Here is a 12,664-nt window from a genome sequence, read left to right as displayed (position 1 = left end):
CCCCTGCCGGTTCCGGCAGGGGCGTTCGCCGTGGTGCGCAGCGCCGCGTTACGGCAGGTTGCGGGCCATCACGATCCGCTGGACCTGGTTGGTGCCCTCGTAGATCTGCGTGATCTTGGCGTCGCGCATCATGCGCTCGACCGGGTAGTCACGGGTGTAGCCGTAGCCGCCGAGGAGCTGGACGGCGTCCGTGGTGACCTCCATGGCCACGTCGGAGGCGAAGCACTTGGCCGCCGCACCCTGGAAGGTGAGGTCGGCGTCACCGCGCTCGGACTTCGCGGCGGCGGCGTACGTCAGCTGGCGGGCGGCCTCGATCTTCATGGCCATGTCCGCGAGCATGAACTGCACGCCCTGGAACTCGGCGATCGGCTTGCCGAACTGCTTGCGCTCCTTGACGTAGCCCTTGGCGTAGTCGAGGGCGCCCTGAGCGATGCCGAGCGCCTGGGCCGCGATGGTGATGCGGGTGTGGTCCAGGGTCTTCATCGCCGTGGCGAAGCCCGTGCCCTCCGCGCCGATCATGCGGTCGGCGGGGATGCGGACGTTGTCGAGGTAGACCTCACGGGTCGGCGAGCCCTTGATGCCGAGCTTCTTCTCCGGGGCGCCGAAGGAGACGCCCTCGTCGCCCTTCTCGACGACGAAGGCCGAGATGCCCTTGGAGCGCTTCTCGGGGTCGGTGACCGCCATCACCGTGTAGTACTCGGAGACGCCGGCGTTGGTGATCCAGCGCTTCACGCCGTTGAGGACGTAGAAGTCGCCGTCGCGGACCGCCTTCGTCTTCATACCCGCCGCGTCGGAGCCGGCGTCGGGCTCGGAGAGGCAGTACGAGAACATCGCGTCGCCCTTGGCGAGCGGGCCCAGGTACTTCTTCTTCAGCTCCTCGGAGCCGGAGAGGATCACCGGGAGGGAACCGAGCTTGTTCACGGCCGGGATGAGTGAGGACGAGGCGCAGACACGGGCCACCTCCTCGATCACGATGACCGTGGCGAGCGCGTCGGCGCCGGCACCGCCGTAGCTCTCCGGGACGTGCACGGCCTGAAGGTCGGAGGCGACGAGCGCGTCGAGGGCCTCCTGCGGGAAGCGGGCCTCCTCGTCCACCGCGGCGGCGAACGGCGCGATCTTCGCCTCGGCGAGGGAGCGGACCGTCTCACGGAGCATGTCGTGCTCCTCCGACGGGCGATACAGATCGAAGTCGGCCGATCCTGCCAAGACTCTCACTCCCCAAGGTGTTAACTACCGTTAAGTATTCCAATTTTAGACGCCGCTCCCCCGGCAGGCATACGTGAGCTTGGTGACAGCTCGGCCACAGCGCGCGAAGAGCGCTTTGGGGCGTGCCGCACGCCCCCGGATATGCTCGGCCCCGCACCGCCCTTGCCCGCGTCAGTACTGGAGCACCCCATGGCCCTCAAGATCACCGTGATCGGCACCGGATACCTCGGCGCCACCCACGCCGCGGCCATGGCGGAACTGGGCTTCGAGGTCCTCGGACTGGACGTGGTCCCCGAGAAGATCGAACTGCTCTCCGCGGGCCGGGTGCCGATGTACGAGCCCGGTCTCGAGGAGCTGCTGCGGCGGCACGTCGCCGGGATCGAGGGCTCAAGCGGCCGGCTGCGGTTCACGACCTCCTACGAGGAGGCCGGTGAATTCGGCGACGTCCACTTCGTGTGTGTGAACACCCCGCAGAAGCACGGCGAGTACGCGTGCGACATGAGCTACGTCGACTCCGCCTTCGCATCGCTGGCGCCGCACCTGAAGCGCCCGGCGCTCGTCGTCGGCAAGTCGACCGTCCCGGTCGGCTCCGCGGAGCGGCTCGGCCGGCTGCTCGCGGAGAAGGCGCCGGCGGGTCCGGACGTGGAGCTCGCGTGGAACCCGGAGTTCCTGCGGGAGGGCTTCGCCGTCGACGACACCCTGCACCCGGACCGGATCGTGGTCGGCGTGGAGAGCGAGCGCGCGGAGAAGCTGCTGCGGGAGGTGTACGCGACGCCGGTCGGCGAAGGCTCGCCGTTCGTGGTGACCGACTTCCCGACGGCGGAGCTGGTGAAGACCGCGGCGAACTCGTTCCTCGCGACGAAGATCTCCTTCATCAACGCGATGGCCGAGGTGTGCGAAGCGGCCGGCGGCGACGTGGTGAAGCTGGCGGAGGCGATCGGCTACGACGAGCGGATCGGCAAGAAGTTCCTGCGGGCCGGTGTCGGTTTCGGCGGCGGCTGCCTGCCGAAGGACATCCGCGCCTTCATGGCACGCGCCGGTGAGCTGGGCGCCGACCAGGCGCTGACGTTCCTGCGCGAGGTCGACTCGATCAACATGCGCCGCCGTGGCCACATGGTCGAACTGGCCCGTGAGGCGGTCGGTGGCGCGTCGTTCCTCGGCAAGCGGGTCGCCGTGCTCGGCGCGACGTTCAAGCCGGACTCGGACGACGTCCGTGACTCGCCGGCGCTCAACGTCGCCGGCCAGATCCACCTCCAGGGCGGCCAGGTCACCGTCTACGACCCCAAGGGCATGGACAACGCCCGCCGCCTGTTCCCGACGCTGGGTTACGCGGACACGGCGCGGGAGGCCGTACGCGGCGCGGACGTGGTGCTGCACCTCACGGAGTGGCGCGAGTTCCGCGAGCTGGACCCGGCGGAGCTGGCGGAGGTCGTGACCTCGCCGCTCATCCTCGACGGCCGCAACGCCCTGGACCCGGTGGCGTGGCGCGAGGCGGGCTGGACGTACCGGGCGATGGGCCGCCCGCGGGCGTGACCCGCACGTCCGCCGGAACTCCCTGACGGGAACGCGACCGAGCCGGACCGAACCCCTGACCGTGTGCCCCCTGACCGTGTGCGCGGGCGGCGGGCCGAGGGCGCGTACCTCGAGCAGCGCTGCCGGGTGTCGCGACGCCGCTTCAGGCGGAGTCGGCCCGGCGGGCGCGGTAACTGCGCATCTTGGCGCGAGCGCCGCAGACGGACATCGAGCACCAGCGGCTGCGGCACGCCGGGCTGCGGTCGTAGTACACCCACTGGCAGTCCTCCGCCTCGCATGCCTTGAGGCGGAGCCATGTGTCGTCGGCCGCCGCGGCGGCGATGGCCTCGGCGACGCGGGTGAGAAGGGCCGGCGGGCCCGTGGGGCACAGGGCCGCCTCCCCCGTGGGGGAGATCGCCACGCGCAGAGGGGCGCCGGCGAGGAGGGCGTCGAGGGCGCTCGGGCCGGGAGTGCCGTGGCCGGCATGGGCAAGGCAGGCCGCGCGCAGCGCCTCGCGGAGCTCGCGTGCGGCGGGCAGGTCGTCCGGCGCGAGGCCGAACCGGGCTCGGCCGTCCGGCGTGTCGAGGCGGTCCGCGCCGGTCTCGATGTCCAGCGTGTTCACCAGCGCTTCGATCAGTGCGAGGCCACCGGGTGCGGGCGCCCTGTCATTCATGCTTGCGACGTTACCTGTTATGCGGGAGCATGCGGTAACCGTTACCGGTTGAACGCATTTAGAGGTAACCACCGAGGAGGAAGCATGAGCATCGGCAAGGTCGGAGCCGTCGTACTGGACTGTCCCGATCCCGTCGCCCTCGCCCGCTTCTACGCCGAGCTCGTCGGCGGGACGGTCGAGGACGACGGCGACGGGTGGGTGGACCTCAAGGGGGCCGACGGCGCGCAGCTCGCCTTCCAGGGCGCCCCCGGTCACGTACCGCCGAAGTGGCCGTCCGCCAAGGACTCGCAGCAGTTCCACATCGACGTGATGGTCGAGGACATGGACGCCGCCGAGGAGCGGGTGCTCGCGCTCGGCGCCACCACGCTCGACGCGGAGGACCGCAAGCGGTCGTTCCGGGTGTACGCCGACCCGGCGGGGCATCCGTTCTGTCTCTGCGCCTGCTGAACCGGCGCGGATCAGAGGTCCAGCGCGCCGATCGCCGCCCGTGAGGGGGCCCGGCGCGGCTGGGCCGCCCGGGCGGCGAACTCGGCACCACGCAGTACCCGGGCCACGTTCGACCAGGTCAGACCCATGACTTCCGATTCGGCCCAGCCCCGCTCGAGCAGTTCCGCGATCAGTCGCGGCAGGCAGGAGACGTCGTGCAGGCCGGCCGCGTGCGGCAGTCCTGTGTCGTACGCGCCGCTGATCGCGACGGCCTCTGGCCCGGCGGTCTCCCGGACGTGGTCGAGCAGGTCCGCGGTCGCCGGCAGCGTCCCGGCGGTGCACGGCACCATGCACACCCCGTGGTTGCCGCGCAGCGCGTGCAGCACGTCGTCCGGGAGGGGCTCCGCGTGGTGCGAGAGGACGACAGGCGCCCTGGTGATCAGGAATGTGCGCCGCATGGTGTCGGCCGTGCAGCCGGAGAGGTCGATGAGGACTCCGAGCCGGTTCATCTCACGGACCATCTCGTGGCCGAAAGGCGTCAGACCACCCTGCGTCCAGCGGGCGCCGGCGAGGGTGACGCTGCGGACGCCGAGCGCGTACACGGCGCGCAGCACGGCGAGCGAGTCGCCGAGGGCCTCACCGGCCATCGGGCCGAGAAGGGCGGCGATCCGGCCGCAGTTCCAGGAGTCGACGAGCTCGTCGGCGCTGAGCGCGAGGCGCAGGCCCTCCGGGCATTCGGCCACCGTGGCCCGTACCAGGTCGATCAGCTCCATCGTGGCGCCGAGCGAGGGGCTTCCGGCGCTGCCGGCCGGTGCCTGGAGGGACCAGAACTGGGCGCCCACACCCCCGCGCCGCAGCCGGGGCACATCGGTCTCCAGCAGGCTCTCGCCCGCTTCGAGGTCGTACCAGTGCATGCTCCGGAGCACCGGGGCCAGACCGCTGTACCCGTCGATCACGGGGTGGGTGCGCAGGAGTCGAGTGGCGCGCGCGAGCGGATCGGCGGGGGGTCCGGAGGTCGGACCGGGGTCCGGCGGCGCGGACGCCGCTGCTCCCGGTTCCCCGAGAACGTCGAGGCCGTCGAGATCGTTCAGCTCGTCGAGGTCCTCCAGACCGACGGACTCGACGGCGGTGAGGGACGAGGCGTCGTGCAGATCTGCCATGTGCTGCTCCGGGTTCGCCGGCCGTATGCCGTTACGCCAACCGTGGCACGGGAGCCGTAAGGGGTCGCGGCGAGTGGTGCGTTCGGGGTACGCGGCCCGCGGCCGCGCACCCCGAACCGCTCAGAGCGCGTCGAGCTCGGCGATCGTCGCGATCGACGGGCCGCGGGTCGCCTGCAGGTCGGCGGCAACGTCCTCGGCCGCCCGCAGCACGCGGACGGCGTTCTGCCAGGTGAGCTTCGCCAGATCGGCGTCCGACCAGCCGCGGCGCAGCAGCTCCGCGACCAGGTTCGGGTAGCCGGCGACGTCGTCCAGGCCGGCCGGGGTGAAGGCCGTGCCGTCGAAGTCGCCGCCGATGCCGACGTGGTCGATGCCGGCGACCTCCCGCATGTGGTCGAGGTGGTCGGCGACCGTGGCGGCGGTCGCCACCGGTCGCGGGTTCGCCGCCTCGAACGCCTCGTGGATCTTCATCGCCTGGGGCGTGGTGTCCAGGTGGTGCAGCCCGTGCGCCCGCATGTTCTCGTCGGCCGCCCGGGTCCACTCGACGGCCGCGGGGAGGATGAACTTCGGTACGAACGTCGCCATCGCCACGCCCCCGTTGGCCGCCAGCAGGGCCAGCACCTCGTCGGGGATGTTGCGGGGGTGGTCGCACACCGCGCGGGCCGACGAGTGGGAGAAGATCACCGGCGCCACGGAGGTGGCGAGCGCGTGGCGCATCGTCGTCTCGGCGACGTGCGAGAGGTCCACGAGCATGCCGAGGCGGTTCATCTCGCGCACGACCTCATGGCCGAAGGCCGACAGGCCGCCGACGCCGGGCTCGTCGGTCGCCGAGTCGGCCCAGGCGATGTTGTCGTTGTGCGTGAGCGTCATGTAGCGCACGCCCAGCGCGTAGAGGGCGCGCAGGGTCGCGAGCGAGTTGTTGATGGAGTGGCCGCCCTCGGCGCCCATGAGCGAGGCGATCCTGCCCTCGTCGCGGGCGATCTCCATGTCCTCGGCGCTCAGTGCGCGGGCGAGGTCCGCGGGGTAGCGCTCGAGGAGCTGGTCGACGACGTCGATCTGCTCCAGGGTCGCGCTCACGGCCGTGTCGCCCGCCATGTCGCTGCGCACGTAGACGGACCAGAACTGCGCGCCGACCCCGCCGGCGCGCAGCCGGGGGATGTCGGTGTGGAGCCGGCCCTGCTGGTCGGCCGCGATGTCCAGGCGGTCGAGGTCGTAGCGGACGTGTTCCCGCAGGGCCCAGGGCAGGTCGTTGTGACCGTCGACGACGGGGTGGGCGGCGAGCAGTTCGCGGGCCCGCTGGAGGAGTTCCGTGGGGGTGTCCATTGCCTGTTGCTTCCCCGCGTCCTACTTTCCGAAGCCGAAGGACTCCGCACCCGCGACCTTGGCGCGCAGCCGCTTGCCCTTGTCGGTGGCCTGGTCGTTGAGCTCCTGGAGGAACTCCACCATGCGGGCCTGGAGTTCGGCGTCCTGCGTGGCGAGGATGCGGGCGGCGAGCAGTCCGGCGTTCCGCGCGCCGCCGACCGAGACGGTGGCGACGGGCACGCCGGCCGGCATCTGCACGATGGACAGCAGCGAGTCCATGCCGTCGAGGTACTTCAGGGGGACGGGGACGCCGATGACCGGCAGCGGGGTCACCGAGGCCAGCATGCCCGGCAGGTGGGCCGCTCCCCCGGCGCCGGCGATGATCGCCTTGAGTCCGCGGCCGGCCGCCTCCTCGCCGTAGGCGATCATCTCGCGCGGCATGCGGTGCGCGGAGACGACGTCGACCTCGTAGCCGATCTCGAACTCGTCGAGCGCCTGCGCCGCCCCCTCCATGACGGGCCAGTCCGAGTCGGACCCCATGACAATGCCAACGACCGGGCTCATTCGGTGATCGTGCCTCTCAAGTAGCCGGCGGCGTGGCGGGCGCGCTCCAGGGCGTCGGCCAGGTCGTCGCCGTACGTGTTGACGTGCCCCACCTTGCGGCCGGGCTTCACGTCCTTGCCATACATATGGATCTTGAGCTGGGGGTCCCGGGCCATGCAGTGCAGATAGGCCGCGTACATGTCCGGGTAGTCACCGCCCAGGACGTTGCACATGACCGTCCACGGGGCACGGGGACGGGGATCGCCCAGCGGCAGGTCCAGCACGGCACGGACGTGGTTGGCGAACTGCGAGGTGACCGCGCCGTCCTGGGTCCAGTGGCCGGAGTTGTGCGGGCGCATGGCGAGCTCGTTGACGAGGATGCGGCCGTCGGCGGTCTCGAACAGCTCGACGGCGAGGTGGCCGACGACGCCGAGTTCCTTCGCGATCCGCAGTGCGAGTTCCTGCGCCTGACCGGCCAGCTCCGCGTCGAGGTCCGGCGCGGGCGCGATCACGGTGTCGCAGACCCCGTCGACCTGCTGCGACTCGACGACCGGATAGGCGACGGCCTGACCGTGCGGGGAGCGGACGATGTTCGCGGCGAGCTCGCGGCGGAAGTCGACCTTCTCCTCCGCGAGGACCGGCACGCCCGCCTTGAACGGGGCCTCGGCGTCCTGCTCCGTGCGGACCAGCCAGACGCCCTTGCCGTCGTACCCGCCGCGCACGGTCTTGAGGATCACCGGGAAGCCCCCGGCCTCCTCGGCGAACGCCGTCACATCGGCCGGGTCGGCCACGATGCGGTGGCGGGGGCAGGGCACGCCGATCTCCGTGAGCCGCGCGCGCATCACCCCCTTGTCCTGGGCGTGCACCAGCGCGTCCGGCCCCGGCCGGACGGCGACGCCGTCCGCCTCGAGGGCCCGCAGGTGCTCGATCGGGACATGCTCGTGGTCGAAGGTGATCACGTCACAGCCGCGCGCGAACTCACGCAGCGTGTCCAGGTCGCGATAGTCGCCGACGACGACATCGCTCACCACCTGGGCCGCTGAGTCCTGAGGGGTGTCACTGAGGAGCTTGAACTTCAGGCCGAGGGGGATACCCGCCTCATGGGTCATGCGGGCGAGCTGACCGCCGCCGACCATGCCGACTACCGGGAACGTCACTCTCCTAGGGTATCCGCCCAGTCGGCGGGCCCCGTCTTCCGTATGTTCCGACAATGCTCCGCAGCAGGCGACACATCATCCTCACGGCCCACAGGCATCACAGTGAGCCGCTGGTTAGCATGACGGTGACCACACATGCCGATCTGATGAGGCTGGACTCTCACTATGAGTGAACGAGGCGGAAGGCTGCGGGGGCAGCTGCACCAGCTCATCCGGGAGGTCGCCAAATTCGGCGCGGTGGGCGGGGCCGGGCTGCTCGTCAATCTCGCGGTCTTCAATCTCGTTCGGTACGTCACCGAGGTTCCGGTGGTCCGGGCGTCCGTCCTGGCGACCGTCGTCGCCATCGCGTTCAACTACGTGGGGTTCCGCTACTTCACCTACCGCGACCGCGACAAGAGCCGGCGGACCAGGGAGCTGACGCTGTTCCTGCTGTTCAGCGCGGTGGGCCTGGTGATCGAGAACGGCATTCTGTACACGGCCACGTACGGGTTCGGCTGGGACACCCCGCTGCAGAGCAACGTGTTCAAGTTCCTCGGGATCGGTGTCGCGACGCTGTTCCGGTTCTGGTCGTACCGCAGCTGGGTCTTCCGTGCGCTGCCCGCCCATGACGCCGTGCCGAGCGCCGAATCGTTCCTCGAGCAGCGTCGGCGCGCGCCCGAGCCGGTGCGGCACCGCGTCGGCCGCTGAGCCCCGGGGCAAGGGGCCGCGGGTTATCGGATCGTCGGCTTCTCGTCGTTCTTGCGCTTCTTCGCCACCCTGCTCAGGAAGATCGCGAAGACCGGCGGGTGCTGCTGGAGCAGCTCCAGCCGGCCGCCGTCGGCCTCCGCCAGGTCCCGGGCGACGGCCAGGCCGATGCCGGTCGAATTGCGGCCGCTGATGGTCCGCTCGAAGATCCGCGCGCCGAGGTCCGCCGGCACACCGGGCCCCTCGTCCGTCACCTCGACCACCGCCTGGTTGCCGGTCGCCCTGGTGCGCACCGCGACGGTGCCCCCGCCGTGCATCAGCGAGTTCTCGATCAGGGCGGCGAGCACCTGCGCCACGGCGCCGGGCGTGCCGACGGCCCGCATGCCCTGCCGGCCCGAGCAGACGATGGCCCGGCCGGCGCTGCGGTAGACCGGGCGCCACTCCTCGAGCTGCTGCTTGACCACCTCGTCCAGGTCGAAGACCACGGCGGAGCCGGTGCGCGGATCGCGGGAGTTCGTCAGCAGCCGCTGGACCACGTCGGTGAGCCGCTCCACCTGCGTCAGGGCGATGCTGGCCTCGTCCTTCACCGTCTCCAGGTCGTCGGTGACCGTGATCTCCTCCAGCCGCATCGACAGCGCGGTCAGCGGTGTACGGAGCTGGTGGGAGGCGTCCGCGGCGAGCCGCCGTTCCGCGGTGAGCATCCGGGCGATCCGCTCCGCGCTGGCGTCGAGCACATCGGCGACCCGGTCGAGCTCCGGCACTCCGTAGCGGCGGTGGCGGGGGCGGGGGTCGCCGGAGCCGAGACGCTCCGCGGTCTCCGCGAGGTCGGTGAGCGGCGAACCGAGGCGGTTGGCCTGCCGTACGGCGAGCAGCACGGCGGCGACGACGGCGAGCAGCGCCACCGCGGCGATGATCATCAGCGACCGTCCGACCTCGCGGGTCACGGAGGAGCGGGACTCCTCGACGGTGACCGTGGTGCTCCGTTCCCCCTCCGCGGTGCCGCGGATGACGCTCCCGGAGGGCGGCTCGCCGATCTCGATGGGGCCCCGGCCGGGGATGTCGATCAGCGCGTAGCGGGTGATGTCGCCCTGCTCGGCGAGGATGTCCGGATTGACGGGCTCGCCGCCCACCAGGCGGCTCTCCACGATGCTGACGAGGCGCAGCGCGTCGGAGTCGACGCTCTCCTGGGCGCTGCTGGTGATGGTGCGCGTCTCGACGAGCACCAAGGAGACGCCGAAGACGGCGATGACGACGAGCACCACGGCGAGCGTGGAGGTGATCAGACGGCGGCGCATGGTGCTTTCAGTATCAGGACTTCTCGAAGCGGAAGCCGACGCCGCGCACGGTGGCGATGTAGCGGGGGTTCGCCGCGTCGTCGCCGAGCTTCTTGCGCAGCCATGAGATGTGCATGTCCAGGGTCTTGGTGGACGACCACCAGGTGGTGTCCCAGACCTCGCGCATCAGCTGGTCCCGGGTGACGACCCGGCCGGCGTCCCTGACCAGCACCCGCAGCAGGTCGAACTCCTTGGCCGTCAGCTGGAGTTCCTCGTCGCCCATCCAGGCGCGGTGCGACTCGACATCGATCCGGACGCCGTGGGTGGCGGGGGCGGGCGTGGGCTCGGCGGATCCGCGCCGCAGCAGGGCCCGGACCCGGGCGAGCAGTTCGGCGAGACGGAACGGCTTGGTGACGTAGTCGTCGGCGCCCGCGTCGAGGCCGACGACGGTGTCCACCTCGTCGGCGCGGGCGGTGAGCACCAGGATCGGGATCGTGTGGCCCTCCGCACGCAGCCGGCGGGCGACCTCCAGGCCGTCCATGCCGGGCAGGCCGAGATCGAGCACCACGAGGTCCACACCGCCGGCGAGTCCCGCGTCGAGAGCGGTCGGGCCGTCCTCGCGTACCTCCACCTCGTACCCCTCACGGCGCAGCGCGCGGGCCAGTGGTTCCGAGATGGATGCGTCGTCCTCGGCGAGCAGTACACGGGTCATGGGGTGATGGTAGTCCGCGGCCACGGGCCACGGGACTTGATCCACAATGCCTGCGGCTATGGGGTGCGATCCTGGTTACGACCTTCGATTCAGGGCAGACGGTTCCACGTTCACCTGTGATCCATGTCTCAAGTCCTTCCATATGCCGCACTGTCGTGGCGTATGGTGGCGAGACGCCCGTAGTACAACTCGGGGACCTTTGGCTGCCATGAGCACCAAAGGTCTCTTTTCTGTCCGAAGGTCGGCCCGATACCGTTCCGGTCGTTTCGAGTACCGACCCGAAGCAGTGAATGACCTGTTGGCCGGGCCCCGGCGCCCTCACGCGCCCGGGGCGTGGATCCCGGTACGGACCGTTTCCGGCCCCTGTCTTCGCGGGCGCGGGCACGGACCGTACCGGTGCCGGCCTCCCCCCACCGGGCGCGTACCGCTCACGAAGCGCCGCGTCCCGAGCGAGCAAGGATCGACCATGGCGTCCAGCCTGACGAAGGACTCGGCCAGCACTCCTGGCGGCGAGAAGACCTTCTTCGGCCACCCCCGCGGTATGGCCACTCTCTTCATGACGGAGATGTGGGAGCGCTTCTCCTGGTACGGGATGCGCGGCATCCTCGTCCTCTACCTGGTCGCGGAAGTCCTCGACGGCCGGCTCGAGGACCGCGAGGCTCTGGCAGCCGCCATCTACGGCGTGTACAACGCCGTCGTCTACATGGCTGCCATGCCCGGCGGCTGGGTCGCCGACCGTCTGTGGGGCGCCCGCAAGGCCGTTCTCGTCGGCGGCATCGTCATCGCCCTCGGCCACTTCACGCTGGCGCTCCCTTCGGACACCGCGTTCTTCGCCGGCCTCGCGCTCATCGCCGCCGGTACGGGCCTGCTGAAGCCGAACATCTCGGCCATGGTGGGCGGCCTGTACGAGGGCCAGTCCAGCGCCCGCCGCGACGCAGGTTTCACGCTCTTCTACATGGCGATCAACATCGGCGGCATGGCCGCCCCGCTGGTCGTCGGCTACCTCGGTGAGAACGTCGACTGGCACCTCGGCTTCGCCGTCGCCGGTATCGGCATGACCCTGGCCGTCGTGCAGTACGTGCTGGGCGGCCGCCACCTCGGCGACGTCGGCAAGGAGCCGGGCACCCCGGCGACCCCGGAGGAGAAGCGCGCGGTCCTGCGCAAGGTCCTGCTGTGGACCGGCCTCGCCGTGGCCGCCCTGCTGGCCGACATCGTGCTCGGCACGTACGACGTCGAGCACATCGTGAACGTGCTCGCGGTGCTCGGCATCGCCGTTCCGGTCATCTACTTCATCTCGATGTTCCGTAACCCGGCGCTGACCGCTCAGGACAGGCCGAAGATCAAGGCGTTCGTGTGGTTCTTCGCCACGGCCGTCCTGTTCTGGATGATCTACGACCAGTCCGGCTCGCTGCTGACGCTGTTCGCGGACGGCAAGACCGACCGCATGATCGGCGGCTGGGAGTTCCCGGCGTCGTGGTACCAGTCGGTCAACCCGGCCATGGTCATCGTGCTGGCGCCGATCTTCGCCACGCTGTGGGTCAAGCTCGCCCAGCGCAACCGTGAGCCCAGCACCCCGATGAAGTTCGCGCTCGCGATGCTCCTCATCGGCGGCTCCTTCGCGATCATGGGCCTGGCGGGCGCCGCGGCCGCCAACAGCGACACCGGCAAGGTCACCGTCTTCTGGCTGCTGAGCGTCTACCTCGTCCAGACCATCGGTGAGATGTGCCTGTCCCCGGTCGGCCTGTCGCTGTCGACCAAGCTGGCGCCGAAGCAGTTCGTCGGCCAGATCATGGGTCTGTGGTTCCTGGCGACGGCGACGGGCAACGCGCTGAACGGCTGGACCACGAAGCTCAACAAGCCGCTGGGCGACGCCATGTACTACTCGCTCTGGGCGGTCATCGCGGTCGCCGCGGGACTGACGTTCATGATGGCGGGCCGTAAGATCCGCGCGCTCATGGGCGACGTGAAGTAGCACCACCGGCCGGCGGACCGGTCCCGGCGCGACGGCGGAGGGCCGG

General features: G+C 70.6%; 12 protein-coding genes. 4 read left to right on the top strand and 8 right to left on the bottom strand.

Annotated elements, in window-relative coordinates; all coding sequences use genetic code 11:
- Positions 1-48: 48 nt before the first annotated feature.
- Positions 49-1,206, bottom strand: a complete 1,158-nt coding sequence (locus ACWGH4_RS19710) for an acyl-CoA dehydrogenase (protein ID WP_005316796.1) — start codon at positions 1,204-1,206, stop codon at positions 49-51.
- Positions 1,207-1,395: 189 nt separating this feature from the next.
- Between ACWGH4_RS19710 and ACWGH4_RS19705 the strand changes: the two genes are divergently transcribed.
- On the top strand, positions 1,396-2,739 hold the full coding sequence (locus ACWGH4_RS19705) for a UDP-glucose dehydrogenase family protein (RefSeq protein WP_453462379.1): 1,344 nt from the start codon (positions 1,396-1,398) through the stop codon (positions 2,737-2,739).
- Positions 2,740-2,881: 142 nt separating this feature from the next.
- Here the strand turns inward: ACWGH4_RS19705 and ACWGH4_RS19700 are convergent, their stop codons facing one another.
- Positions 2,882-3,391 (bottom strand): CGNR zinc finger domain-containing protein, encoded by a 510-nt coding sequence (locus ACWGH4_RS19700; RefSeq protein WP_453462376.1) that lies wholly within the window; start codon positions 3,389-3,391, stop codon positions 2,882-2,884.
- 84 nt (positions 3,392-3,475) lie between these two features.
- On the opposite strand from ACWGH4_RS19700, the gene ACWGH4_RS19695 reads away from it, so the two are divergent.
- The gene (locus ACWGH4_RS19695) at positions 3,476-3,838 is read left to right on the top strand and encodes a VOC family protein (RefSeq protein WP_441267046.1); all 363 of its coding nucleotides are present in this window, start codon (positions 3,476-3,478) and stop codon (positions 3,836-3,838) included.
- 11 nt (positions 3,839-3,849) lie between these two features.
- On the opposite strand, the gene ACWGH4_RS19690 is transcribed toward ACWGH4_RS19695, so the two are convergent.
- The 4 genes from ACWGH4_RS19690 to ACWGH4_RS19675 form a co-directional block, all read right to left on the bottom strand.
- Positions 3,850-4,977: a membrane dipeptidase gene (locus tag ACWGH4_RS19690; protein WP_453462372.1), complete on the bottom strand. Its 1,128-nt coding sequence runs from the start codon at positions 4,975-4,977 to the stop codon at positions 3,850-3,852.
- A 120-nt stretch (positions 4,978-5,097) separates the two neighbouring features.
- Complete coding sequence (locus ACWGH4_RS19685; RefSeq protein ID WP_453462369.1) at positions 5,098-6,297, bottom strand: dipeptidase; 1,200 nt, start codon at positions 6,295-6,297, stop codon at positions 5,098-5,100.
- A gap of 21 nt (positions 6,298-6,318) precedes the next feature.
- On the bottom strand, positions 6,319-6,840 hold the full coding sequence (purE, locus tag ACWGH4_RS19680; RefSeq protein WP_441267043.1) for a 5-(carboxyamino)imidazole ribonucleotide mutase: 522 nt from the start codon (positions 6,838-6,840) through the stop codon (positions 6,319-6,321).
- Positions 6,837-8,030 (bottom strand): 5-(carboxyamino)imidazole ribonucleotide synthase, encoded by a 1,194-nt coding sequence (locus tag ACWGH4_RS19675; protein ID WP_453462365.1) that lies wholly within the window; start codon positions 8,028-8,030, stop codon positions 6,837-6,839. Before ACWGH4_RS19675 ends, purE begins: the two co-directional genes overlap by 4 nt.
- A 111-nt stretch (positions 8,031-8,141) precedes the next feature.
- Between ACWGH4_RS19675 and ACWGH4_RS19670 the strand changes: the two genes are divergently transcribed.
- Entirely contained in the window at positions 8,142-8,663 is a 522-nt protein-coding gene (locus tag ACWGH4_RS19670; protein ID WP_453462362.1) for a GtrA family protein, read from the top strand.
- A gap of 23 nt (positions 8,664-8,686) precedes the next feature.
- Here ACWGH4_RS19670 and ACWGH4_RS19665 read toward each other — a convergent pair whose 3' ends face one another.
- Together ACWGH4_RS19665 and ACWGH4_RS19660 are read right to left on the bottom strand one after the other, a co-directional pair.
- A complete protein-coding gene (locus ACWGH4_RS19665; RefSeq protein ID WP_441267040.1) occupies positions 8,687-9,955 on the bottom strand; it encodes an ATP-binding protein in 1,269 nt (422 codons plus the stop codon).
- Positions 9,956-9,968: 13 nt separating this feature from the next.
- A complete protein-coding gene (locus tag ACWGH4_RS19660) occupies positions 9,969-10,646 on the bottom strand; it encodes a response regulator (RefSeq protein WP_441267039.1) in 678 nt (225 codons plus the stop codon).
- Between the two features lie 466 nt (positions 10,647-11,112).
- Here ACWGH4_RS19660 and ACWGH4_RS19655 point away from each other — a divergent pair, with 466 nt between their 5' ends.
- Complete coding sequence (locus ACWGH4_RS19655) at positions 11,113-12,618, top strand: oligopeptide:H+ symporter (protein ID WP_441267038.1); 1,506 nt, start codon at positions 11,113-11,115, stop codon at positions 12,616-12,618.
- The last annotated feature ends 46 nt before the right edge of the window (positions 12,619-12,664 follow it).

It is taken from the genome of Streptomyces sp. NPDC054847, assembly GCF_053610925.1.
This window is presented reverse-complemented; position numbering and strand designations above follow the sequence as displayed.

Excerpts from the sequence above, each read along its gene's own strand:
- ACWGH4_RS19705 (WP_453462379.1), top strand. The coding sequence starts at position 1,396 with ATGGCCCTCAAGATCACCGTGATCGGCACCGGATACCTCGGCGCCACC.
- ACWGH4_RS19700 (WP_453462376.1), bottom strand. The coding sequence starts at position 3,391 with ATGAATGACAGGGCGCCCGCACCCGGTGGCCTCGCACTGATCGAAGCG.
- ACWGH4_RS19695 (WP_441267046.1), top strand. The coding sequence starts at position 3,476 with ATGAGCATCGGCAAGGTCGGAGCCGTCGTACTGGACTGTCCCGATCCC.
- ACWGH4_RS19690 (WP_453462372.1), bottom strand. The coding sequence starts at position 4,977 with ATGGCAGATCTGCACGACGCCTCGTCCCTCACCGCCGTCGAGTCCGTC.
- ACWGH4_RS19685 (WP_453462369.1), bottom strand. The coding sequence starts at position 6,297 with ATGGACACCCCCACGGAACTCCTCCAGCGGGCCCGCGAACTGCTCGCC.
- purE (WP_441267043.1), bottom strand. The coding sequence starts at position 6,840 with ATGAGCCCGGTCGTTGGCATTGTCATGGGGTCCGACTCGGACTGGCCC.
- ACWGH4_RS19670 (WP_453462362.1), top strand. The coding sequence starts at position 8,142 with ATGAGTGAACGAGGCGGAAGGCTGCGGGGGCAGCTGCACCAGCTCATC.
- ACWGH4_RS19665 (WP_441267040.1), bottom strand. The coding sequence starts at position 9,955 with ATGCGCCGCCGTCTGATCACCTCCACGCTCGCCGTGGTGCTCGTCGTC.
- ACWGH4_RS19660 (WP_441267039.1), bottom strand. The coding sequence starts at position 10,646 with ATGACCCGTGTACTGCTCGCCGAGGACGACGCATCCATCTCGGAACCA.
- ACWGH4_RS19655 (WP_441267038.1), top strand. The coding sequence starts at position 11,113 with ATGGCGTCCAGCCTGACGAAGGACTCGGCCAGCACTCCTGGCGGCGAG.